Genomic DNA, 23,767 nt, shown 5'->3' with positions numbered 1-23,767 from the left:
GAGCAGCTATCTTTGCTCCAGCCGCCGCGGCATTGGCGTGAGCTTTTGACGCTGACGCATCTCTCTCCTGACTGCGTCACGACATCAGGAGTTCCAACCCGCGGCGAGCGCCTCAATCAGCAACAGCGAGACAAGCCATGGTAAAACCGTTCCCGTCTAAGACGCACATCGGCAACCATATGCTGCATCCGGAAACGCTGATGCTGACCTATGGCTACGATCCGCAATTGTCGGAAGGCGCGGTCAAGCCGCCGGTGTTCCTGACCTCGACCTTCGTGTTCAAGACGGCCGAGGACGGGCAGGACTTCTTCGATTTCGTCTCCGGCCGGCGTGAGCCGCCGGAAGGGATGGGCGCAGGCCTGGTCTATTCGCGCTTCAATCACCCCAACAGCGAAATCGTCGAGGACAGGCTCGCGATCTACGAGCGCACCGAGAGCTGTGCGCTGTTCTCATCCGGAATGGCGGCCATCGCGACCACGATCCTGACGTTCGTCCGCCCCGGCGACGTCATTCTGCACTCCCAGCCGCTCTACGGCGGCACGGAAACGCTGCTGACGAATACGCTTGCGCGTCTGTCCATCGGCGCCGTCGGCTTCGCCGATGGCGTCGATGAAGCCGTGGTCAGCCAGGCCGCGGAGGAGGCGATGCGCAAGGGCCGGGTTTCGATGATCCTGATCGAGACCCCGGCCAACCCGACCAACGGGCTGGTCGACATCGCGATGATGCGGCGTGTCGCCGACACCATCGGAAAGGCGCAAGGACACGTTCCGATCATCGCCTGCGACAATACGCTGCTCGGGCCGGTGTTTCAGCGACCGATCGAGCACGGCGCCGATATTTCCCTGTACTCGCTCACGAAATACGTCGGCGGTCATTCAGATCTGATCGCGGGCGCCGCGCTCGGCGCGAAGGCGGTGGTGAAAGGCATCAAGGCGCTGCGGGGCGCCATCGGCACCCAGCTCGATCCGCATTCCTGCTGGATGATCAACCGCTCGCTCGAGACGCTGAGCCTGCGCATGGAAAAGGCGGATGCGAATGCGCGCCTCGTGGCGGACTATCTGCGCGATCATCCCAAAGTGGCCAAGGTGCACTATCTCGGTCATCACGACGCGGCGTCGCCGGACGGACTTGTGTTTGCGCGGCAATGCTCGGGGGCAGGGTCCACGTTCTCGTTCGACATCGTCGGGGGCAAGGCCGCCGCCATGAAATTCCTCAACGCGCTGCAAATCCTCAAGCTGGCGGTGAGCCTTGGTGGAACGGAGTCGCTTGCGAGCCTGCCTGCCACCATGACCCACTCCGGCGTCCCCGCTGACATCCGCCGGAAGATCGGCGTGCTCGATTCCACGATCCGGCTGTCGATCGGCATCGAGCACCCGTCGGATTTGATCGCCGACCTCGCGCAGGCGCTGAACGCAGCCGAACCTGAGGTGTGACGCCTGCGCCAGCGCTACGCGGAATCGAAAAGGGCGGTTGCGCAAGCAGCCGCCCCTTTTGTTGGATCGCTCGAAAGCTTACTTCGTCACCTGACCGCGGATCTCGCCGCCCGGATTGGCCGCGGTGTGGATGTTGACGTAGAGTTTGCCGCCGAGCAGATCGGCGGCCTGCGCGTCGGTCAACGTCGCCGAGCCCTCGGCCGGGCTGGTCGCAGCGCCTGGGATCGGGATCGCAACGCCGGCGTTCTTGCCGGGCTCGGCAGGTCCGTGGAAATGCGCGGCGGTGGCGGGCCCGGACAGGCCGGAATAGGTGACCTTCCAGGACAGCTTCTTGCTGGCGGCGTCGTAATCCAGATCGGCCGTTCCGGTGCCGCTGCTGGTCGTTGCGGGGACCTCGGACTTGGCGTCGAGCGTTGCTTTCAGCTTTTCCGCGCTGGCCGAACCCGCAAAAGCAACGGCGCCAAGCACTGACATGGCGATGACGATCTTGTTCATGATTTTTCTCCCTGCTGAACCCGTTTGGGCTGCCAAACTTCCAACAGCCGGCATTGCAGTTTATTCCCGTTTCAGGCCGCGGTGGGCTAAATTCTTCGTGGCTGGAGCCGCGAGGACATCGGTCATAAGCTTCGCCGCGATGACGAAAGGACCGCATGTTGCGACGAACAATCTCCGTGGCGCTGCTCGCCGCACTCGCCACAGCCGGCGTCTATTGGTGGCTCAGCGCGCCGGTGGGGGCGGCCGTCGGCACCGCGCCTGCCCGCGTCCCTGATCTTGCCAATGGCCAGGTGATGTTCAACGCCGGCGGCTGCGCCTCATGCCATGCCGTCCCCGACCAGCCCGATCGTCTCAGGCTCGGCGGCGGCGTCGCGATCAAGTCGCCGTTCGGAACGTTCTACGCGCCGAACATCTCGTCCGATCCGACCGATGGCATCGGCAAATGGAACGATGCCGAATTCGTCAATGCGGTGATGCACGGGGTCTCGCCGGACGGAGGGCATTATTTTCCGGCCTTTCCCTATACGTCCTATCAGCACGCCAGGCGCGAGGACGTGATCGATCTCTTTGCGTACCTGAAAACGCTGCCGGCCGTCGCAGGCAAGGTGCGCGACCACGATGTGCGCTTTCCGTTCAACATCCGGCGTAACGTCGGCATTTGGAAATTCTTATTTCTGGACGACAAGCCCTTCGTCCCCGACAGCGCGAAGTCACCGCAGTGGAATCGCGGCGCTTATCTCGTCAACAGTTTTGGCCATTGCGCGGAATGCCACAGCCCGCGCAACGCGCTTGGCGGCATCATGGCCGGACAACGCTTCGCCGGCGGCCCCAATCCGGAAGGCGAGGGATGGGTGCCCAACATCACCCAGAAGGGCCTCGGCGAGTGGAGCGCGAAGGATATTGCCTATTTCCTGAAGACCGGCGAATTGCCCGACGGCGACAGCGTCGGCGGCGCGATGACGCGGGTGATCAAGAACACCTCGCAACTGCCGGACGACGATCTCGCGGCGATGGCGGACTATCTCAAATCGCTGCCGCCGGTGGACGGTCCGCCGCGTCCCAAGCGCAAGGAGGGCGGCGCCTGATCGGGCCCGCTCTTTTCCGGACGGTCAACTCGCGCCAAACGCCTTGAAGGTGATGATGGTGAGGGTGTCCTGGATGCCGGGCAGCACCTGCACCTTCTCGTTGACGAAGTGGCCGATATCGGTGTCGTTGTCGACGTAGAACTTCACCAGCAGGTCGTATTGCCCGGCCGTGGAATAGATCTCGGAGGCGATCTCGGCTTCGGCAAGCGCATTGGCGACCACATAGGATTGGCCGAGCTTGCATTTGATCTGGACGAAAAAGGGAACCATCGCGGTCACTCCGAAAGCATATCTGACGGCTAATAGGCCAAACCCGGCCGGATTTAGCAAGCGAACTTGCTGGGCTGGGAGAGGCGCGCTAGGACGGGCCATGGCTTCGAAAACGCTGAAGATCGCCCCATGACGACACCCGTAGCGCTGACCATTGCCGGCTCCGATTCGAGCGGCGGCGCCGGCATCCAGGCCGACCTGAAGACCTTCGCCGCGCTCCGCGTTTTTGGCGCTTCGGCCATCACGGCGCTGACGGCGCAGAACACGCGCGGCGTCACCGGCATTCACGCGGTGCCCGCCGAATTCGTCACCGCGCAGATCGACGCGGTGTTTTCCGATCTCGAGGTCGGCGCGGTCAAGATCGGCATGGTGGCGCAAGCCGCCAGCATCGATGCGATCGCGGCCGCGCTGTCGCGCTGGGCGCCCGGGCATATCGTGCTCGATCCCGTGATGGTGGCGACGTCGGGCGATCGCCTGCTCGCGTCCGATGCCGTCGATGCCCTGCGCATCAAGCTGATGCCGCTGGCCTCGGTGATCACACCCAATCTGCCCGAGGCCGCGGCTCTGCTCGACGAGCCGGTCGCGGCCAGCGAGGCCGAGATCGAAAGCCAGGGGCGCCGGCTGCTGGCGCTCGGCTGTCGTGCGGTCCTGATCAAGGGCGGCCACGGCGAGGGCGCCGAGAGTATCGATTATCTCGTCGATGCCAGCACCACGATCGCGCTCGCCGCGCCGCGCGTTGCCACAAGCAACACCCATGGCACCGGCTGCTCGCTGTCCTCGGCGGTCGCCGCAGGGCTCGCCAGGGGCGAGGATCTCGAGCGCGCCGTGCGCAACGCCAAGGCCTGGATCAGCGCGGCGATCGCAGCCGCCGATCGCTTCAGCGTCGGCCACGGCCACGGCCCGATCCATCATTTCCACAAATTTTACTGAACGCCGCTCGCGAGCGCGCCACCGCTAGTCCGTCCCGCCATGCAGCTCCGGGTTCTTGCGGAGGGCGCTGCGACGCCATGTCGCCTGATTGTCGCATGCGACTGATATTCGCGGGGTGGGCGAGGCAAGCGCGATTCGTATCTGAGGGTGCCTCAAAGGTTCGATTGGTCATCCCCCTGTCACGGGACATTGTTACAGGCTGGCGCATGGGAAGTTACGATGTGAGTGACGAGAGCCCGGAGCGGCGCTTTCGCACGTTGTTCATCTCCGACGTTCATCTCGGAGCCCGCGGTTCTCAAGCCGATCTTCTGCTCGATTTCCTGCGTTTCCATGATGCCGACACGATCTATCTCGTCGGCGATATCGTCGACGGCTGGGCGCTGAAATCGAGCTGGCATTGGCCGCAATCGCATAACGACCTCGTCCAGAAGCTTTTGCGCAAGGCGCGCAAGGGCGCCAAGGTCATCTACATCCCCGGCAATCACGATGAGTTCCTGCGCAACTATTACGGCACGCATTTCGGCGGCATCGACGTGGTCGAGAACACCGTCCACATCGGCGCGGACGGCAGGCGTTATCTCGTCATCCACGGTGACATCTTCGACCTCGTGGTGCAGAACGCACGCTGGCTCGCCCATCTCGGCGACAAGGCCTACGATTTCGCGATTCAGCTCAATCGCTTCGTCAACTTCTTCCGGCGCATGTTCAAGGTGCCCTATTGGTCGCTGTCGCAATGGGCCAAGCAGAAGGTCAAGAACGCCGTCAACTATATCGGCGCATTCGAGCAGGCACTCGCTGCCGAGGCACGGCGCCACGACGCCGACGGCGTGATCTGCGGTCACATCCATTACGCGGTGATCCGCGACGAGGGCGGAATCCGCTACATGAATTGCGGCGACTGGGTCGAGAGCTGTACGGCGCTGGTCGAGCACGACGACGGCCATTTCGAGATCATCACCTGGGCGGACCAGGCCGAGAAGCCGGCACAGGTCCCGCAGGTCGCAGCCAGAGCTGCATGACAAAGGCAGCCTGATGCGCATCCTGGTCGCGACCGACGCCTGGCACCCGCAAGTCAACGGTGTGGTTCGGACGCTGACCAAGCTTGCCGACGCCGCCAAAAGTCTCGACGTCGAATTCTCGTTCCTGACGCCGCAATCGTTCCGCACCTTTGCGATGCCGAGCTATCGGGACGTGCGGGTGGCCATGCCGCGCCCGGGCAGAATCGCGAAGCTGATCGAAGAGGCGCGCCCGGACAGCATCCACATCGCGACGGAGGGGCCGATCGGCCTGATGGTCCGCCGCTATTGCCGGCAGCGCAAGCTGCCCTTCACGACCAGCTTCCACACCCGCTTTCCCGAATATGTCCGCGCCCGCGTGCCGGTGCCGGGCTCGCTGATCTGGCGGGCGCTGCGCCGATTCCATAGCCCCAGCCGCGCCGTGATGGCGGCGACGCCGGCGCTCGCCAGTGAGCTGACCGAGCGCGGCTTCGACAATGTCGTGCTGTGGCCGCGCGGCGTCGACCCCCGTCTGTTCCATCCCCGCGCGATCGATCTCTGCCTGCCGGCGCCGGTGTTCCTCTCGGTCGGTCGGGTCGCGGTGGAGAAGAATCTCGAGGCGTTCCTCGACCTCGAGCTGCCCGGCACCAAGGTGATCGTCGGTGACGGCCCGGCGCGTGTCGCGCTGGAGGAGGCCTATCCGGACGCGATCTTCCTCGGCGAAAAGCACGGCGAGGAGCTGGCGGACATCTATGCTGCGGCCGACGTCTTCGTATTTCCGAGCAAGACCGACACGTTCGGCCTGGTCCTGCTCGAAGCGCTGGCGAGCGGCCTGCCGGTCGCGGCCTTCCCGGTGAAGGGCCCCCGCGACGTGATCGGCGATGCGCCGGTTGGCGCGCTCGATCACGATCTGCGCAGCGCCTGCTTTGCCGCGCTCGACATCTCCCGGCAGGACTGCGTGGAATTCGCCGCCAACTACACCTGGGAGGCCTCGGCCCGGGCTTTTATCGACAGCATTTTGGCCGTCGGCGCGGTGCTGCCCGGCCGAAACGGGGCAGAGCCGGCGCGATTCGTCGCCTGAGAGCCCCAAAGCCTCGCGCGGAGATGCCTTGCCCGGGCCTCATCCGGCGCGATAACATCAGGCATGACAGAACAGCTTCTCCCGATCGGCCCTGCCGATATCGACGCCGCAGCACGCGTGATCGCACCTTTCGCCGTCCGCACTCCGCTGTTGTCCTTTCCCGTGCTCAACGAGCGTGTCGGTGCAAAGGTCTATCTCAAGCCGGAGATGCTCCAGCGCACCGGGTCGTTCAAGTTTCGCGGTGCCTTCAACAAGGTCGCCTCGATCCCGCAGGACAAGCGCGCCGGCGGCGTGGTTGCGTTCTCCTCCGGCAACCACGCCCAGGGCGTGGCGGCGGCGGCCAAGATCCTCGACATGCAGGCGACCATCGTGATGCCCGCGGATGCGCCGTTGTCGAAGCGCGAGCGCACCAAATCCTACGGTGCCGAGGTCGTGCTGTACGACCGCGACCGCGACGACCGCGAGGCGATCTCGCGCGGCATCGCCGAGAAGCGCGGCGCGACTCTGGTCAGGCCCTATGACGATCCCTTCGTGATCGCCGGTCAAGGCACCGCCGGCCGCGAGATCGCCGAGGACATGGCGGCGCTCGGTCTCAGCCCCGACATCGTGGTCGCCCCGGCCTCCGGCGGCGGCCTGATCGCCGGCGTTGCAACGGCTGTGAAGGCGCGTTTTCCGCTGGCCGAGATCGTGGTGGCCGAGCCCGACGCGTTCGACGATCACGGCCTTTCGCTGACCGCGGGCCATCGCGAGCCGCACGCACCCGCCGGCCGCACCATATGCGATGCGCTGATGGCCCTGATTCCCGGCGAGATGACCTTTGCGATCAACAGCAAGCTGCTCGCGCGCGGCGTCACCGCCTCGGACAAGGAAGTCGGCGCGGCCGTCGCCTTTGCCTATCGCGAGCTGAAGCTCGTGGTCGAACCGGGCGGAGCGGTCGGCCTGGCGGCGCTGCTTGCGGGACGACTTGATGTTGCCGGCAAGAACGTCGTCATCGTGCTCTCCGGCGGCAATGTCGACGCCGATTTGTTTGCCGAGCTGGTGGCCTGATAATCAATCTTCTGACATCAAGAAGGGCAGAGCGTCTCCGCTCTGCCCTTTGTCGTGTGTGGCCGACCGCGATCAGTGCATGAAGCCGCGGTGGTTGTTGCCGCTGTTGCCACCCTGGCTCTGGTTCATCGACTGCCGGAAATTGTTGCTGCCGTTGTTGACGATCCGGTTGGTCTCATTGAACTGCGGGTGGTTGTTGTTCTGCACCTGCACCTTGTTCACGGGGTTGTTGCTGATCTTCGCCCCGTTGTTGATGCGGATCGGGTTGTTCTGCGTCTGAACGTTGACGGGCTTCGTATCGATGGTCGTGCCGCCCTTGCCGACATTGACCGGCATGCTCACGATCTTGCCAGGATTGCCACTGGTTGTGCCGTTGGCAGTACCATTCGGCGTCTTGTTGGTCGCAGGCAGCGTCACGATCTTGCCGATGCCGCCATTGTTGTTGGTGGTGTTGGTCGGCGCAGGCAGGGTCACGATCTTGCCCGGGGTCTGCGACGGCGTGCCGGTCTGCTGGTTGGGCTGGTTGTTGCCCGCGGGCAGGTTGACGATCTGGCCGCCATTGCCGAGCTTGCCGATGCCGTTATTGTCGCCCGACTTCTGCACGATCGGCAAATTGCCGTTCACTTGCGCGCCGCCATTACCCTGCAGCGGCATGTATTTGGGCTGGCCGAGATTGCCGATCTTGAAGGTCGGGGCGATATTCTGCGGCGCCAGGAACTTGGTCGCCTGCATCAAGGGGATCTGCTTCGGCTGCATCTGGAGCTTCAGTGCGACCTGCCCATAGGGCGTGTTGCCGTAGTTGTCGTAGAAATTCTTGTAGGCGACCGGCGAGTTCGCGAGCACCGTCTTGTGCCAGGCCTGCGTGAGCAGCAGGTTGTTGAGCAGCCAGCGGACGTGATCGCACAGCGGGTCGTGGGGATACATCGTGATGAACTCCTGATAGTACTCCGGCCGGGCTTCGGACACGACGTAGTCATAGGCCTGGCGGGTCGAGCGGCTCGGCAGGTTGGAGGCCATCTGCACCACAGGCGCATTCACCGGCGCGCGGTTGGCGGCAACAGCGGTGTCGCCGAAGAAGGTGAAGTCTGACGTCAGCGACGAGCTCTCCCACGGGATCTGCGCGCCGCTGGTGGTCTGGTTCACTTCGAGGCGCACGCGCTTGAACAGCTGCTCGATCGGCACGTTGGGCTCGCGGGCGACGTTCAGGAAGGCCTGCGTGTAGGGGCTGTGGCCGCCGGTGCCGTCCTGCGCTTCGGCGCCCGGCGCGGTCGAGTAGCCGACGATCGAGCCGTTCGGGGCATCGACGATGGCCAGGCCGCGGCCGGCATCGTTCACGTTCGGGAACGGGTTATTGCGGCAGGCATCGAGGATGACGATGCGCATACGGCTCGGGATCGTCTCCAGCGTCGACATCACGTCGACCAGGCGGACGGAGTTGTTGACGAGTTCGGTCTGGCTCGAGACCTTGGCGTCGACCGGAACGAGGTAGTTCTCGCCGGCGAGTTGCACGCCGTGACCGGCATAGTAGACCATCGCCACCGTGTTCGGACCACGCGCCGACACTTTGGCGGAGAAGTCCTGGACGACGCGGAGCATGTCGTTCTGAGTCAGGTCGGTCGCGGCGACCACTTCGAAGCCGGCGGAGTTCAGGAACTTCGCCATGGACTCCGCGTCGTTGTCCGGATTGGCGAGCTGCGGCGCGTTCTGATAGTTCGAATTGCCGATCACGAGCGCGACACGCTGTTCCGGGCCTTGCAGCGCGGTAGGGGCCGGCTCGACCGAGGCGACTTGCGCGGAAACTGGGCCGCAGGCAAAGCCGAACAGGCTCCCCAGCAGGCTAGCCGTCATCAGGAAAGGTTTTAGGCGGAACATGGCGTGCTCCTTTGGCACTGATCTCGATACGAGATTGGTTGCCGGCAAACTTGGCCGCGTTCGAGTTTGATGTCCGTGATCCCCATCACCATGGTAGGCTGCGTGATCTGAATCACGCTTGGAACCTGCCCAGGTGGGCGCCCAATGGGAGGACAGTCCGTCACATGCTGAAATCGATCGATCCGATCCTCACGCCCGACCTGCTTTGGCTGCTGGCTTCCATGGGCCATGGCGACGATCTCGCTTTCGTCGATGCCAATCACCCCTCGGCGCGCATCGCGCAGAGCACGCATTCGCAGCGCTTGATCCAGTTGCCGGGCATGAGCATGGAGACCGCGATTCGCGCCATCATGTCGGTCTATCCGCTCGACGATTTCGATCCCGATCCGGTCCGCGTGATGATGCCGGTCGACGATTCCGACCGCGTCCCCGACGTGCAGCGCGCGGTGCTCGCCGAGATCGAACGCGCCGCTGGCCGGCCCGTCACGCCCGGAAAACTCTCGCGGCCGGATTTTTATCGCGCGGCGGCGGCGAGCTTTGGCGTCGTGCAGGTCGGCGACAGCAGCAGTTACGGATGCTTCCTGATCAGGAAGGGTGTGATCAGCTAGCAGCGCACGATCGAACCATGCGGGACGGCGTCACGCGTGCTCGAATGGTCCGACCTCGCGGATCACCTTGCAGATCTGCAGGAAGCCGCTGGCGTAGAATTCGGCATGTCCTCGCTTCATCGTCTCGACATGTTCGGGATGGGTGCGCCAGGCTTCGAGCGCTTCCTCAGAGGCAAAACGGAACACGGTGAGCTCCTCGCCGTCGTCGGCCTTGAACGACTTGACCGATACAAAGCCGGGAAGACGGCTGACGATGTCGTACATGCGCCCGCCGAGCCGGTCGTGCTCGTCGACAGAGGCGCCGTCACGCAATTGCAGATCGCCAATGACAATCACTTCGCCAATCATGTTTCCTTGACCTTAATCAATAGGATTCCTGCCGCTCGATCTGCTATTCGGTTTCGTGAGGGCTTTGTTACTTGGCACTCGAAATTGAATGGTCATTCCGCAAGCGGCCGTCTATCGTCCATCCATGTCACGCTTTTTATGTCTATCTGTCGCTATCGTCCTATCGCTGCTGCCGGCTGTCGCGCCGGCTGCTTCGATCCAAAAGCGTCCCAAGCAAGCTTGGCATGGTTACGGCTTCCTGCCGGGCTATCGCCAGCCGCTGAGCAACAGCATTCCGCTCTACAAGCAGAAGGAAGCGATGCGGCGGATGTCGCCTAGCGACCGGCGCCATTGGTATATCGATCCGGTCCCCCAATATTACGGTTGGGACGGCGAGTGGCGCTATTTCGGCCGGCCCGGCTTCGGCGGCGGCCGCTACAATGGCGGCAGTTTTGGGCCGTGCTGGACGCGGACGCCGATCGGTGCGGTGTGGAATTGCGGGTGATCGGCTGAGCATCCGTCATTGCGAGCGGAGCGCGCTGCGCTCGCAATGACGTTGAGGAGAGAGTGTTTTCCTCATTCCGCTCTCGTGCCGCGGACGCAGCGTGGCGTCTCTTCGACGGTGCGCTGCAGAGCCGGGGCCATGTGGCGACGGAAGCTGTGGCTCGTGGGTCCCGGATCTGTGCTTCGCTTGTCCGGGACACGAGACGGAGCAGGCCGCATCCCCTTACGAGAAGAACGCGATCTTCTCGGCCTGGGTCATGCGGCGGATTGGCGCCATGGGATCGTTGGCGGCGGCGCGGGGCTTTTGCAGGATGCCACTGGCGAGGATGGTGGCGCCAAGCGAAGCTTCCGGAACCGGCGACGTCATCGGGAGCGTCGTGGCCTGCGCCGCGCCGAATGTCGCGGATGCTGCCATGACGGGCGCCGGCTGCTCCATCACTTCGGCGGCGGCTTCCGCAATGGCGTTGGTGAGGCGCGCCAGCGATTCCATCGCGATCGGCGCTTCCTCTACGGGCTCCTCCACCACCGCTGCGGCGGCGACTGGCTCGGCTGCGGCCGGCTCCGGTATCTCGGCTGCGATGGGCGCTGCAGCCTCCGCAACCACCGGTTCCGGAACGGTCGCTTCCATCTCGACCGGTTCGATGATCTCGTCGAATTCGGGGTCGGGCGCGGCCATCTCCAGCGCGATGGCCTCGAGGATGGCTTCGTCCTCGGCTTCGGCGGCGGCATCGAGCGAAAATTCGTCCGTCACCTCCCCGAAGGCCTCAGTGGCCGGCTCTTCAAAAGCGATGTCTTCAGGCGCGATCCGGCTCTCGGCGACGGTCTCCGGCTCGAGCGCGGCGTCCGTCGCCTGCTCGGCAACGGAGAAGGCCTCGGAGACGATTCCGGCCGCTTCCACGGCGGCTTCGGGCTCGATCGCCTCTGCGATGTCTTGCGGCGCCTCCGTAAAAGCCACGGGTGCTTCGCTGGCCATCGCCGCAGGCGCGGCCTCCGCCAGCGGAGCTTCCGCAGCGGACGACGGTGCCTCCTGCACCGGAGCCGGCGAGGGGCGCGCGGCCTGCGGTGTTGCGTCAGCGTCGGTTTGGTCGATCCGGTCCTTGAGCAGATCGAATGCGGCCTTGAGGTCGGCGCGGGGGTCGATGGTCGAAACCTGCGCGCAGGCCGCCTCGATCGAGGCGAGCTGCGAATCAATCAGGTCGCAGATTCGCCCGTCGGCGCCGATCTCGCGCCAGCGCCAGGATATCTCCTTGATGATACGCAGGCCGCGCGGAATCGGCGCGAGGCTAGCCTCGATCGCCGCGGGATCGAACGCCGCGATCGCAATCGTCTCGGCTTCGCGGATCGCGTGCCGGATGGCGACCAAGGCTTCGGGGAGGCGGTCCTCGACGACGGGTTGGCGCTGTGCCGCAAGGGTTTCTTCGATTTTCGCGACCGCGTCGAGCACCATGCGGGTATCGGCATTGCGGTTGCGCTTGGCGTATTCGCCGAGGAACCAGCGGCCGCGCGCGGTCTCCATGAAGGCTTCGCGGATCGCGTCGTAATCCTGCTCGTTCGGCTCGGCCGCACGGGCAGACATAGGCGAGAGGGCGAATGCTTCGTTGGCCATGTCAATCTCGTCGCGCAAATCACCGCGCGTTACAGTAACGATCATCACGATATCGACCGAATCGCAATTGGTTTGATGGCACCCGAATCACAAATCCCCATCGCAGCATCTCAGAAGCGGCGATTCGCCGTGAGCCTCGCGCTGTTCTATTCGGCCGTGTTCGCGGTGTCGGGAACGCATCTGCCGTTCTTTCCGGTCTGGCTGAAGGCGATCGGCATCGACGCGGCCTGGATCGGCCTCATCAACGCGCTGCCGGCGATCACACGCTTCACCACGCTGCCGCAGATCACCGCCTTTGCTGAAAAGAGACATGCGATTCGCGCCGGCATGATGGTGTCGGTGCTGGCGACGGCGATCGGGTTCACGGCGGTCGGCTTGCAGCAGCAGCCGCTAGCGCTGTTCCTGATCTATGCGCTGACCTGCATGATGTGGACGCCGACCATGCCGCTGACCGACGCCTATGCGCTGCGTGGCGTCGCCCGCTACGGGCTCGATTACGGGCCGGTGCGGCTGTGGGGTTCGGCAGCCTTCGCGGCCGGCTCGCTTGCCTGCGGCTATCTTGTAGACCACATCGCGGCGCGCGATCTGATCTGGGTCATCGTCGCCTGGGCCGTGGTTGCGGTCGCCGCCGGCACGCTGCTGCAGCCGCTCGACGATGTCAGGCGCCGGACGACAACGGCGCACGCGAGCAAGGCTCTGCTGCGCGATGCCGGCTTCTGGGCCATCATCGTTTCGGCCGCGCTGATCCAGGGCAGTCACGTCGCGTATTATACGTTCTCGGCCATCAACTGGCAGGCCCACGGCCTCGGCGGGCTGACGATCGCGGGCCTCTGGACGTTAGGGGTGATCGCCGAGATCGTCGTGTTCGCGCTGTCGCCGCGCTTCTCGCTGCATCCGTCCTCGCTCATGGCGATCGGGGGCGCGAGCGCGGTCGTGCGCTGGGTCGTCACCGCGTACGATCCGCCGCTCGCGCTGCTCGCGGTCGTGCAGCTCGGCCACGGCCTGACCTTCGGGATGACGATCCTCGGCACCATGAGTCTGCTGGTGCAGCGCGTGCCGTCGCATCAGATCGCGCGGGGGCAGGGTTATTACGCGGCGTGCAACGGGCTGCTGGGTGCGACCACCTCGATCGCGTCGGGCGCGATCTACGCCCGCATCGGCGACGGCCTCTATTATGTGATGGCGGCAATGGCCGCTGCCGGCGCGCTTGTGATCTGGTCGGCGCGGCACCGGCTGAAAGCTCATCCCCAGAGCGACGAGTCCGGCGGGTAGACCAGGCTGTCATCATAACGCAGGCCATGATCGCGGTCGCGCGTCAGCAGCAGCGGGCCGTCGAGATCGACGAAGCGCGCCTGCGGCGTCACCAGCATCGCAGGCGCCATCGACAGCGAGGTCGCGACCATGCAGCCGATCATGATCTCGAAGCCGAGCGCCTGCGCGGCATCGGCCATCGCCAGCGCCTCGGTGAGGCCGCCGGTCTTGTCGAGCTTGATGTTCACGGCGTCGTAGCGCTCGCGGAGCGACGCCAGCGAAGTGCGGTCGTGCACGCTCTCGTCGGCGCAAACCACCAGCGGCCGCTTGATCCGCGCCAGCGCGTCGTCTTGGCCCGCGGGCAGCGGCTGCTCGACCAAGGTGACGCCGACGGCCTCGCAGGCCGCAAGATTGTGCTCCAGATTGGCCTCGGTCCAGGCCTCGTTGGCATCCACGATCAACTCGGATTCGGGCGCCGCCTCGCGCACCGCCGTGATCCGCTCCGGATCGCCGTCGCCGCCGAGCTTGATCTTGAGCAGCGGCCGGTGCGCCGCCTTGGCGGTCGCCGCCGCCATGGCCTCGGGCGTGCCCAGTGAGATCGTGTAGGCCGTGGTGCGCTCGCCCGGCGCCGGGCGGTCGAGCACGCTCCAGGCCCGCAATCCGGCCGCCTTGGCTTCCAGATCGATCAGGGCACAATCCAGGGCATTGCGGGCCGCCCCGGGCGGCATGGCGGCTTGCAGGGCCTGGCGGGTGAGGCCGCCGGCCACGGCGTCCTGCATGGCCTTGATGGCGGCAAGGGTCGCCTCCGGCGTCTCGCCATAGCGGGGATAGGGCACGCATTCGCCGCGGCCGGTCAGGCCCTTCCGGCGGACCTCGGCCACAACGGTGACGGCCTCGGTCTTGGCGCCCCGGCTGATGGTGAAACTGCCTGCGATGGGAAAGCGCTCGATTCGCGCAGCGAGGGCAGGAACTTTGCTGGAAGTCATTTTGAACTCTGGCGAAATCTGAACCTGCTGGTTACCTCTAGCAACTAAGGTTAACCAGTTGGGGATACCTTCTCCGGGTAAGGGCGCGTGCGCAACCATCTGATTTCAACCGTTTCTCGCGCCCCGGCACGGGAGCGGACATCTTGAACGGCGATCCGAAGCTGGAACGGATTGCGAAGGGCAATGCGCTGGCACTCTGCGCCACCGGAACCTGGACCGCGAGCTTCGCGCCGGTCCTCGAGCGGATGGTGGCTGACGCCGAGAAGCTCGCCGGCGGCCCACAAAGCATCTTCATCGACGTGTCCGAGGTCTCCAAGCTCGATACCTTTGGTGCCTGGCTGATCGAGCGGCTGCGCCGCAGCCTGACGCAGGGCGCCGTCGAGGCGCAGATCGCCGGCCTCTCCGCCAATTATTCCAGCCTTGTGGACGAGGTGCGGCGGGTCAGGGCGACGCCTGTCATCGACAGCAGCACGATCACCATCACCGGCATGCTGGAGCAGATCGGCCGGGCCGTGGCCGGCGTTGCCGGCACGGTCGCAGGCCTGATCGACATGCTCGGCGCGGTGCTCGCGGCGGTCGCGCGCACCCTGATTCATCCGCGCTCGTTCCGCCTGACCTCGACCGTGCATCATCTGGAGCAGGTCTGCTGGCGCGCGGTGCCGATCGTGGTGCTGATCACCTTCCTGATCGGCTGCATCATCGCCCAGCAGGGCATCTTCCATTTCCGCAGGTTCGGCGCCGACATCTTCGTCGTCGACATGCTCGGCGTGCTGGTGTTGCGCGAGATCGGCGTGCTGCTGGTCGCGATCATGGTCGCCGGCCGCTCGGGCAGCGCCTATACGGCCGAGCTCGGCTCGATGAAGATGCGCGAGGAGATCGACGCGCTGCGCACCATGGGCTTCGATCCGATCGAGGTGCTGGTGCTGCCGCGCATGCTGGCGCTGGTGCTGGCGCTGCCGATCCTGGCCTTCCTCGGCGCCATGGCCGCACTCTATGGCGGCGGTCTTGTCGCCTGGCTCTACGGCGGCGTCGATCCCGAAGCCTTCCTGCTGCGCCTGCGCGACGCCATCTCGATCGACCATTTCATCGTCGGCATCGTCAAGGCGCCGGTGATGGCTGCGGTGATCGGCATCGTCGCCTGCGTCGAGGGCCTCGCCGTGCAGGGCAGTGCGGAATCGCTCGGCCAGCACACGACCGCGTCGGTGGTGAAGGGCATCTTCTTCGTCATCGTCATGGACGGCGTGTTCGCCATCTTCTTCGCCTCGATCGGGATGTGATGGTGGGCGAGATCCAGAACCCCATCATCCGCGTCCGCGACATCACCGTGCAGTTCGGCGCGACGCGCGTGCTCGACGGGCTCGACCTCGACGTCAAGCGCGGCGAGATTTTAGGCTTCGTCGGCCCTTCCGGCGCGGGCAAGTCCGTGCTGACACGCACGATCATCGGCCTCGTGCCGAAGGTCGCAGGGAGCATCGAGGTGTTCGGCGTTGATCTGGATGCCTCCAATACGTCGCAGCGGCGCGCCGTGGAGCGGCGCTGGGGCGTGCTGTTCCAGCAGGGCGCGCTGTTCTCCTCGCTCACGGTGCGGCAGAACATCCAGTTTCCGATGCGCGAATATCTGCGGGTGTCGCAACGGCTGATGGACGAGATCACGATCGCCAAGCTCACCATGGTGGGTCTGAAGCCTGAGGTCGCCGATCGCTTTCCCTCGGAACTGTCGGGCGGCATGATCAAGCGCGTGGCGCTGGCGCGCGCGCTGTCGCTCGACCCGGATCTCGTCTTCCTGGACGAGCCGACCTCGGGCCTGGACCCGATCGGCGCCGGCGACTTCGACGAGCTGGTCAGGACGCTGCAGCGTACTTTGGGGCTGACCGTTTTCATGGTAACCCACGACCTCGATAGCCTTTACACAGCATGTGACCGCATCGCCGTTTTAGGCAACGGTAAGATCATTGCGGCAGGGTCGATCGCCGACATGCAGGCCTCGCAGCATCCCTGGCTGAGGCAATATTTCCATGGCAAGCGCGCTCGCGCGGTGATGGGCTGAGGTGCCGGAGTAGCTGATGGAAACGCGCGCAAATTACGTGCTGATCGGGTCGTTCACGCTGGCGGTGATCGCCGCCGCGATCGGCTTCGTGCTGTGGTTTCAGTCGCTGCACACCACCAAGCAGCGCAGCCCCCTGCGCGTCGTGTTCGAGGGCCCGGCCGCGGGCCTGCGCAACGGCGGCAGCGTCAATTTCAACGGTATCCGAGTGGGCGAGGTGGTCTCGGTGAAGCTCGACAACCCGCGGCGGGTTGTCGCACTTGCCATGGTCGAGAACAATGCCCCGATCCGCAAGGACACCCTGGTCGGCCTCGAATTCCAGGGCCTGACCGGCGTCGCCGCGATCTCGCTCAAGGGCGGCGAAGAGGCGGCGCCAGCGCCGCCGCTGGACGAGGACGGCATTCCGACGCTGACGGCCGATCCCAACAAGCTCCAGGACGTCACCGAGGCGATCCGCGGCACGCTCCAGAACATCAACAAGATCGTCGCCGACAATCAGGAGTCGGTGAAGAACTCGCTGAAGAACCTCGAGACCTTCACCAACTCGCTCGCCCGCAACTCCGAGAAGATCGACGGCGTGATGGCCAAGGTCGACGGCGTGATGCTCAAGGCCGATAGCCTCATGCTCGGCCTCAACACGCTCGCCGGCGGCAAGGACGGCGGCGAGCTGTTCCAGGCGGTGAAGTCGATCCGCGAACTGGCCGACGATTTCGACAAGCGCTCCGGCGCATTGATGACCGACGGCCGCCGCACGCTCGGCGACATCAGCCGCGCCGTCAACAATTTCGACCGCAACCCGACCCGCGTCCTGTTCGGCGCCAGCAACAACGCGCCGCCAGCCGCTCCGCCGCCGCCGCCCGAGCCGCCGAAACCCGCCGTGCCGGAGCGCAGGCGGTAGTAGGCGCGTTGCCCTCGACCCTCTCCTTCGTCATTGCGAGCGAAGCGAAGCAATCCAGACTGCCTCGCAGAAGCAGTCTGGAATGCTTCGTCGCAAGAGCTCCTCGCAATGACGAGTTTGTAGAGGCGCAACGACGTTCCCAAAACAAAACGGAGGCCGTGAGGCCTCCGTTTTCATTCGTCATCCGTCTTGGCGACTGATCGCTTACCCCAGCCGGCCTGCTGCGTGAGCGAGCAGCGTGTACACCAGGCCCGTCTCCGAGGTCAGGTGGTTGCGCAGCTCCTGCGGGCCGCGGCCGTCGCGGGCGACTTCGTCGAGCAGGCGTTCGAACTCAGCGACATAGCGGTCGACCGTGGCCTTGAAGTTGCGGTCGGATCGATACTTGCGGGCGACCTCGTCAAAGGCCTTCTGGCCGGCGGGCGTGTAGAGGCGCTTGGTGAAGGCCTTGTTCTCGCCGCGCTGGTAGCGGTCCCACATCTCGGAGGCTAGGTTGCGGTCCATCAGCCGGCCGATGTCGAGCGACAAGGATTCCAGCGGATTGCCGCCACCTTGCGGAGCCTGCGGCTGCGGAGCCGGTGCAGCCTGGCGGCCGCGCTGGGGCTCACGTCCGCTGGGCGCGCCCTGGTTGGCGTCCGTGCGGCTAAGCAGGTCGGACAACCAGCCGTCACGGCCCTGGTCATTGCCGGCCGGCGCCACCGGGGGAGCTTCGGTGCGGCGCGAGGAGGCCGGCATGCCGAGGTCCGGCGGCGGCAGCGTCGAGGCGCTGGCGCTCTCGCGCATGCGCGTCTCGGTGCTGCGCGCGCCGACGGCCGCCAGCATCGGCTCTTCCTGGCGTTGCACGCTGGCGCGGCCCGTCGTGGAGACGTCGAGGCCGCGGCCGTGCTGGGCCACGATGCGGTTGAGCTCGGCGAGGGCCTCGATCTGGTCGACGATCACCTTGCGCATCTGCGCAGTGCTCTCGGCGGCCTCCTGCGGCATCTCGAGCACGCCGCGGCGCAGCTCGTTTCGGGTGGCTTCGAGCTCGTTGTGCATCTCGAAGGCCATCTGCTTCATGCTGGAGACGAGATTGGTGAACTTCTCGGTCGACTGCTTGAACATCGCATCCGCCTCGTCGGTGGTCTGGCGGTAGATGTCGTGCATGGCCTCGACGGTCTGCCGGTGCTCCTCTTCAGAGGCCGACCGCACCGCCTCGAACTGGCGGGTGATTGCGGCGGAACCGGCGCCGGCGGTCTCCGCGACGACGCGGGCGATGTCGCGGGCACGCTCTTCGGCAGCCGCCAGCGATTCATCGAGCAGGCCGGTGAAGCGCGACAGGCGCTGGTCGAGATCGGCCGTGCGCAGGTCAATCGTGGTGACGAGCGATTCCAGCGCCTCCTTGCGTTCGGCGAGCGAGGCGGTGGTGTTCTTGTTGCTCTGTTCCACCACCTGCGCGGCCTCGACCAGTGCCTTGCCGTGCGCGTCGAACTGGGTCGACAGCTCGCCGAGATCCTGGAGCGCCCGGGTGGTCTTGCTGTTGAAGACGTTGAGCTGGTCTTCCAGGTTCTGCGTCGCAGCGCCGTTGCGCGAGGTGACGTCGTTCATCGCCGAGACGAAGTCGGCGACGCGCGTCACCAGCGCCCGTTCGAGCGAGTTGAGGTTGTCGTGCGCACCGGTCAGCACCTCCTGGAGCAGGATGTTGCCTTCGCGCAGGCGCTCGAACAGGGCGACCGTGTCGGTGCGCAGGATCTTGCTGGTCTCCTGCATCTCGGTGACGGCCGCGATCGAGACCTGGCGCGACTGGTCGATCGCCGCGCGCGAGGCCTGCTCGAGGTCCTTGAGCGACTTGTTGACGGCACCGGTCGCCATCTCGCTCGCCGAGTTGATGGTCCGCGCCACCTCGGAGCCGTTGCCCATCATGGTCTGCGAGAACGCATGGCCGCGCGTCTCGATCGACTTCAGCGCGTCGGACGTGACGCGGTCGATGTCGAGCGTGAGCTGGCTGGTCTTCGAGCCGATCGCGTCCACGAGCGAGCCGCGCTTGGCGTCGATCATGTTGGCGAGGCGATCGGACTGCTGCTGCACGTAGGTGACGATCTCGTCGGTCTTGCCAGTCATGGCCTGGCCGAAGCTGCTGCTGGCGGCGAGCACCGAGCGCTCGACGTCCGCCGAGCTCGACTTGACCCGCGAGCTCGCCTCGTTGGAGGCGTTGATCAACGCGTTCTGGGCGTTGAGCGCGCTGGTCTGGATGTCGTTGGTCGCGTTCGCGGTGGCGGTGCTCAGCGTACGCTCGATCTCGCTGGAGATCGTGCGGATCTGGCTTGCCGCATCCGCCGAGGTCGAGACCAGCGAGGTCTGCGCCTCACGCGCGCTGTTGAGGATGGTCGAGGCGGTGTCGGCGCCGACCGAGGTCAGCGTGCGCTCGATGTCCGTGGTCAGCGACTTGATCTGGCTCGCAGCGTCCGTCGAGGCAGAGATCAGCGTGCCCTGGGCCTCGCGTACGCCGCTGGTGAGCGCCTCGATGGTGGCGCCGCCGGCGGTCGCCAGCGCGCGCTGCATCTCGGCCGCCAGCGAACGAACCTGGCCGGTCTGTTCGGCGGAGACCGCCAGCAGGGTGCTCTGGGCATCGCGGGCGCTGGTCGTGATCGTCTCGGCGGTCGACTGGCCGACCTGCGAGAGCGAGCGATGCACTTCGGCGGCGAGAGACTTGACCTGGCTCGCCGCATCCGAGGACGCGTTGACGAGCGTGCTCTGGGCTTCGCGGGCGCCGGTCATGATGGTCTCTGCCGTCGCGGTGCCCGCCATCGAGAGCGAGCGCTGCACGTCCGAGGACAGCGCCTTGATCTGGTTGGCGGTCTCGCTCGAGGCCGCGATCAGCGCGCTCTGCGCATCGCGGGCGCCGGCGGTGATCGATTCCGCCGTGGTGGTGCCGGCCATCGACAGCGAGCGCTGCACGTCGGCGGTGAGGGTCTTGACGTGGTTGGCGGCGTCCGAGGACGCCGTGACGAGCGTGGTCTGTACCTCGCGGGCACCGGCCAGGATCGAGGCGGCGGTCGCCGAGCCTGCCGACGACAGCGTGCGTTCGACGTCGGCGGTGAGAGACTTGACGTGGTTGGCCGCATCCGAGGACGCCGTCACGAGCGTGGTCTGCACCTCGCGGGCACCGGCCAGGATCGAGGCGGCGGTCGCCGAGCCTGCCGACGACAGCGTGCGTTCGACGTCGGCCGCGAGCCCCTTGATCTGGTTGGAGGCATCGCCCGACGCGGCGACCAGGGTCGACTGGGCTTCGCGGGCGCTGGTCAGGATCGAGTTCGCGGCACCGGTGCCGACGGCGGTCAGCGCACGCTCGACCTCGGCGGAGGTCATCTTGAGCTGGGCGTTGACGTCGGAGGAGACCGTCATCAGCGACTGCTGCGCGGTGCGCGCACCGGTCTGGATGGTCTCGCTGGTGTTGACCACGAGGTTGGTGAGCGAGCGCTCGGCGTCCTCGACATGCGAGCGAATCGCGGTCGAGATCATCTCGGCGCGGGACATCATGTCGTCGCTGGCCTGGCGTCCGCTGCTCTCGATGCGGCCGGCGACGGCCTCGACGCGCGAGCCGAGCAGGTCCTCGAACTGCGCCACGCGCACGTCGATGTCGCTGGCGACCGCACCGACCTTGGTCTCGATGGCCTGCTGGATGTCCTGGAAGCGCGCCGTGACCGTGTCGGTCAGGTGCATGCTGCGGCCATCGATGATCTCGGCGACGCCGGTGATGCGGCGATCGACCGCCTCGATCGCCTGCGCGGTGCCGTCCGTGAGTGTCGAGGTCAGCAGGGTGAGGCGGGAATCGATCGACTGCACGGCCTGCGAGGCGCCGTTCGTCACCGCGCTGGTCAGGTAGGTGAGGCGCGTGTCGATGGATTCGAGCGCCTGCGACGCGCCCCCGGTGAGGGTGGTCGTCAGATGCGTGAGGCGCGTGTCGATCGTCTGGATGGTCTGCGACGCGCCATCGGTCAGCGAGGTCGCGAGGTGGTTGAGGCGGTTGTCGATGGTCTCGACAGCCTGAGACGCGCCGTCGGTCAGCGACGTCGTGAGGTGGGTGAGGCGGGAGTCGATCGACTGGATCGCCTGCGCGGCGCCGTCGGTCAGCGACGAGGCGAGGTTGTTGAGCCGACCGTCGATTGTCTCGGTGACCGACTTCGCACGGGTATCGAACGACTGTTCGAGCGCGGCGACGCGGCCGACGAGCTGTTCGTCGAAGGTCTTGATGTGACCGTCGATCGTGGAGTCGAGGCTCGAGATCTTGCCGTTCAGCGAGGCATCGAGGTTGCTGACACGTTCGCCGATCGTGGACTCGAACTGCACCAGGCGCTGGTCGAGCACAGCCGTGATCGCGCCGCCATTGGCGGTGAAGCGGGTGTCGAAATTATCGACATAGGTCTTCAGCGACTCATGGATGTCCTGCGTGCGCTGGCCCATCCGATCGACGATCTCGCCGCCGAAGGTCTTCACGGTGCGGTCGAACTCGGAGATGTGGCGGGTGATCAGCGCGCCCAGCGTGCCGGAGTCGCGGGCGAACTTCTCGACCAGCTCGGTGCCCTGGTTCTTCACCAGCTCGTCGAAGGCGCTCATCTGGAGCGACAGCGAGTCATGCGCGGTCTCGGTCTGGCTGACGACCTTGGCGACCAGCGTGTTGACGGTGGCGTCGAGTGCTTCGCTCGCCTTGTCGCCGGAGGTCATGATCTGGCCGGCGAGGCGGTTGCCGGCGTCGTCGATCTTGGCGGAGAGGTCGTTGGAGCGCAGCTCGAGCTCGAGCAGCAGCGAGTCCGAAGAATTCTTCAGGCTGTCGTGCACCTGCTCGGTGCGCTCGGAGATGCCGTCGACGATCGCGGCGGAGCGCTGCTCGAACTCGCCCGTGATGCGGTCGATGCGCTCGTTGAGCATTTCGTGGACGCGGTCGGCGAGATCGACGAACTCGTCGTGAACGTGGCCGGTCTTGAAATTGAGGCTGGTGGTCAGCCGCTCGCTGGCGTCGAGCACGGCGCGCGTGGTCTCGTTGCTGGCCTCCTCGAGGCGGTCGAGCAGGTCGCCGCCGCGCTCGCCGAGCGCGAGAATCATGTTGTCGCCGGCGTTGCTGAGCGCACCGGTGATGTGGGCGCCGCGCTCTTCGAGTGCGCCGGTGATGGACTTGGCGACCTCGTCGACGCGCGAGGCGATCGCGTCCGAGATCAGGGCGATGTCATGGCGCAAATCGATCTGCACGCCTGAGATGGCGCTGCGGACCTGCTCGGCCTGGCCGACCAGATTGTCGCGCTGATGCGCGATGTCCTGGAGCAGGGCGCGGATGCGCACTTCGTTGTCGGAATAGGCGCGTTCGAGCGCCGCGACCTCGTTGGCGACCAGCGTCTCGAGTTCGCCGGCGCGCGCGATGGCGCGCTCGATGCCGTCGCCCATCGCCGCAACCTCGCGGCGGATGGCCTGGCCGACGGTCACCATGGAATCCGAAGCCGAGCCTTCCGGCTCGGAGAAGCGGATCGCAACTTGGGCCATAGCCTGCGCGACCGAGCTCATTTGCTGGCCGCGCCAGACGAGGCTCGCCAGGAAGAAGAACAGCATGATCGGCGCGAAGAACATCGTGACGAGGCCGGCAATGGCCAACACGCCGCCGCTCTGGCCCATCGCCGCCTGGATCGAAGGCAGGAAGCCGACTGTCAGCGCGGCGCAGGCCGCCAGCCAGATGACGGTGAAGATTGTCGCGCCGGTGTAGATGTTGCGGGTCGGGCGTCCCGTCTGCAACGTCTGCAAGAGCTGGCCGATGGTCGCACGGTCGTCATTGGCGGCGCGGCGCGAGGAGCGCGGCTCCTCGATCTGGTCGAACATCGCACGTTCGTTCGCGGCAGGGCGCGCGTCGAAGCTCGGTTCGTCGAACATCGGGGGAGCCGGTGGCTCGACCGGGGGCGACGTTTCGCTGCGCATCGAGGCGTTGCGGCTGGTGTCCGCGGCCGTGTCGCTGATGTTCAGGGCTTCCTGGATTGCAGAAAGCGCATCTTCTGTGGGGTCTTTGACCTTTTTCGGAGTGTTTGCCATGTTCAGTCCGAGCCCTCGTTACTTGTACGCGTCCCCCCGCGAGCTCTGCGCGCTACGCAAGCCCACAGTCCGGATCATGCCGCTTGCGCGGATCTCCGAGCCATCCCCACCCGGACGGCTTGTCCGCCAATTTCTCCAACATCCTATTGGCAGAGCGTCGCGAATGAAATGCCCGCGATTAAGACATTCTTAATCATCGTTAACAGGATCGTGCCGTAAGGCCTTAGCAATAAATGGAATTCTCCACCGGACTCGCCGGATTGCGGCAACTTTTCGTCAATAAACAGGCA

At 65.6% G+C, this 23,767-nt stretch carries 19 protein-coding genes; 12 read left to right on the top strand and 7 right to left on the bottom strand.

Translation table 11 applies throughout. The features are described 5' to 3' along the window. Positions 1-137: 137 nt before the first annotated feature. Complete coding sequence (locus ACIPUD_RS34930) at positions 138-1,433, top strand: cystathionine gamma-synthase family protein (RefSeq protein ID WP_085383979.1); 1,296 nt, start codon at positions 138-140, stop codon at positions 1,431-1,433. 78 nt (positions 1,434-1,511) lie between these two features. On the opposite strand, the gene ACIPUD_RS34925 is transcribed toward ACIPUD_RS34930, so the two are convergent. Beyond that, complete coding sequence (locus tag ACIPUD_RS34925) at positions 1,512-1,928, bottom strand: CHRD domain-containing protein (protein ID WP_007602019.1); 417 nt, start codon at positions 1,926-1,928, stop codon at positions 1,512-1,514. 155 nt (positions 1,929-2,083) lie between these two features. Between ACIPUD_RS34925 and ACIPUD_RS34920 the strand changes: the two genes are divergently transcribed. Next, the gene (locus tag ACIPUD_RS34920) at positions 2,084-3,013 is read left to right on the top strand and encodes a c-type cytochrome (protein WP_446482466.1); all 930 of its coding nucleotides are present in this window, start codon (positions 2,084-2,086) and stop codon (positions 3,011-3,013) included. 24 nt (positions 3,014-3,037) lie between these two features. On the opposite strand, the gene ACIPUD_RS34915 is transcribed toward ACIPUD_RS34920, so the two are convergent. Then, a complete protein-coding gene (locus ACIPUD_RS34915; protein WP_007602021.1) occupies positions 3,038-3,283 on the bottom strand; it encodes an Lrp/AsnC ligand binding domain-containing protein in 246 nt (81 codons plus the stop codon). Between the two features lie 129 nt (positions 3,284-3,412). On the opposite strand from ACIPUD_RS34915, the gene thiD reads away from it, so the two are divergent. From thiD to ACIPUD_RS34895, 4 genes are all read left to right on the top strand, one after another. Beyond that, entirely contained in the window at positions 3,413-4,213 is an 801-nt protein-coding gene (gene thiD / locus ACIPUD_RS34910) for a bifunctional hydroxymethylpyrimidine kinase/phosphomethylpyrimidine kinase (RefSeq protein WP_377792139.1), read from the top strand. Between the two features lie 206 nt (positions 4,214-4,419). Beyond that, positions 4,420-5,232: a UDP-2,3-diacylglucosamine diphosphatase gene (locus ACIPUD_RS34905; RefSeq protein WP_085383974.1), complete on the top strand. Its 813-nt coding sequence runs from the start codon at positions 4,420-4,422 to the stop codon at positions 5,230-5,232. Positions 5,233-5,245: 13 nt separating this feature from the next. After that, the gene (locus ACIPUD_RS34900) at positions 5,246-6,289 is read left to right on the top strand and encodes a glycosyltransferase family 4 protein (RefSeq protein ID WP_446482465.1); all 1,044 of its coding nucleotides are present in this window, start codon (positions 5,246-5,248) and stop codon (positions 6,287-6,289) included. Positions 6,290-6,352: 63 nt separating this feature from the next. Next, the gene (locus ACIPUD_RS34895) at positions 6,353-7,336 is read left to right on the top strand and encodes a threonine/serine dehydratase (protein WP_018457523.1); all 984 of its coding nucleotides are present in this window, start codon (positions 6,353-6,355) and stop codon (positions 7,334-7,336) included. Positions 7,337-7,408: 72 nt separating this feature from the next. Here the strand turns inward: ACIPUD_RS34895 and ACIPUD_RS34890 are convergent, their stop codons facing one another. Then, positions 7,409-9,208 (bottom strand): caspase family protein, encoded by a 1,800-nt coding sequence (locus tag ACIPUD_RS34890; RefSeq protein WP_446482464.1) that lies wholly within the window; start codon positions 9,206-9,208, stop codon positions 7,409-7,411. A 164-nt stretch (positions 9,209-9,372) separates the two neighbouring features. On the opposite strand from ACIPUD_RS34890, the gene ACIPUD_RS34885 reads away from it, so the two are divergent. Continuing rightward, positions 9,373-9,816: an RbsD/FucU family protein gene (locus ACIPUD_RS34885; protein ID WP_247377994.1), complete on the top strand. Its 444-nt coding sequence runs from the start codon at positions 9,373-9,375 to the stop codon at positions 9,814-9,816. A gap of 30 nt (positions 9,817-9,846) precedes the next feature. Here ACIPUD_RS34885 and ACIPUD_RS34880 read toward each other — a convergent pair whose 3' ends face one another. Beyond that, positions 9,847-10,164, bottom strand: coding sequence for an antibiotic biosynthesis monooxygenase family protein (locus ACIPUD_RS34880; RefSeq protein WP_247377992.1), 318 nt, complete (start codon positions 10,162-10,164; stop codon positions 9,847-9,849). 88 nt (positions 10,165-10,252) lie between these two features. On the opposite strand from ACIPUD_RS34880, the gene ACIPUD_RS34875 reads away from it, so the two are divergent. Further along, positions 10,253-10,648, top strand: coding sequence for a hypothetical protein (locus ACIPUD_RS34875; RefSeq protein WP_018457527.1), 396 nt, complete (start codon positions 10,253-10,255; stop codon positions 10,646-10,648). 222 nt (positions 10,649-10,870) lie between these two features. Here the strand turns inward: ACIPUD_RS34875 and ACIPUD_RS34870 are convergent, their stop codons facing one another. Beyond that, positions 10,871-12,253, bottom strand: coding sequence for a hypothetical protein (locus ACIPUD_RS34870; RefSeq protein ID WP_446482463.1), 1,383 nt, complete (start codon positions 12,251-12,253; stop codon positions 10,871-10,873). Between the two features lie 75 nt (positions 12,254-12,328). Here ACIPUD_RS34870 and ACIPUD_RS34865 point away from each other — a divergent pair, with 75 nt between their 5' ends. After that, entirely contained in the window at positions 12,329-13,525 is a 1,197-nt protein-coding gene (locus ACIPUD_RS34865) for an MFS transporter (RefSeq protein ID WP_446482462.1), read from the top strand. Here the strand turns inward: ACIPUD_RS34865 and dgcA are convergent. Next, positions 13,495-14,490: an N-acetyl-D-Glu racemase DgcA gene (gene dgcA / locus ACIPUD_RS34860; protein WP_446482461.1), complete on the bottom strand. Its 996-nt coding sequence runs from the start codon at positions 14,488-14,490 to the stop codon at positions 13,495-13,497. The genes ACIPUD_RS34865 and dgcA overlap by 31 nt on opposite strands. A gap of 143 nt (positions 14,491-14,633) precedes the next feature. On the opposite strand from dgcA, the gene ACIPUD_RS34855 reads away from it, so the two are divergent. Genes ACIPUD_RS34855 through ACIPUD_RS34845 form a run of 3 tightly spaced genes read left to right on the top strand, consistent with a single transcriptional unit; the run spans position 14,634 to position 17,432 of the window. Then, positions 14,634-15,767, top strand: a complete 1,134-nt coding sequence (locus ACIPUD_RS34855) for an MlaE family ABC transporter permease (RefSeq protein ID WP_317246094.1) — start codon at positions 14,634-14,636, stop codon at positions 15,765-15,767. Beyond that, positions 15,767-16,537: an ABC transporter ATP-binding protein gene (locus ACIPUD_RS34850; RefSeq protein WP_247377986.1), complete on the top strand. Its 771-nt coding sequence runs from the start codon at positions 15,767-15,769 to the stop codon at positions 16,535-16,537. Before ACIPUD_RS34855 ends, ACIPUD_RS34850 begins: the two co-directional genes overlap by 1 nt. Before the next feature lie 16 nt (positions 16,538-16,553). Next, positions 16,554-17,432: an MlaD family protein gene (locus ACIPUD_RS34845; RefSeq protein WP_085383964.1), complete on the top strand. Its 879-nt coding sequence runs from the start codon at positions 16,554-16,556 to the stop codon at positions 17,430-17,432. Positions 17,433-17,636: 204 nt separating this feature from the next. On the opposite strand, the gene ACIPUD_RS34840 is transcribed toward ACIPUD_RS34845, so the two are convergent. Beyond that, positions 17,637-23,477, bottom strand: coding sequence for an apolipoprotein A-IV repeat region-like domain-containing protein (locus ACIPUD_RS34840; RefSeq protein WP_446482460.1), 5,841 nt, complete (start codon positions 23,475-23,477; stop codon positions 17,637-17,639). Between the last annotated feature and the right edge of the window lie 290 nt (positions 23,478-23,767).

The sequence above is a fragment of the Bradyrhizobium sp. CAR08 genome, assembly GCF_052871955.1.
The sequence above is the reverse complement of the archived record's forward strand: the minus strand, read 5'-3'. Positions and strand labels throughout refer to the sequence as shown.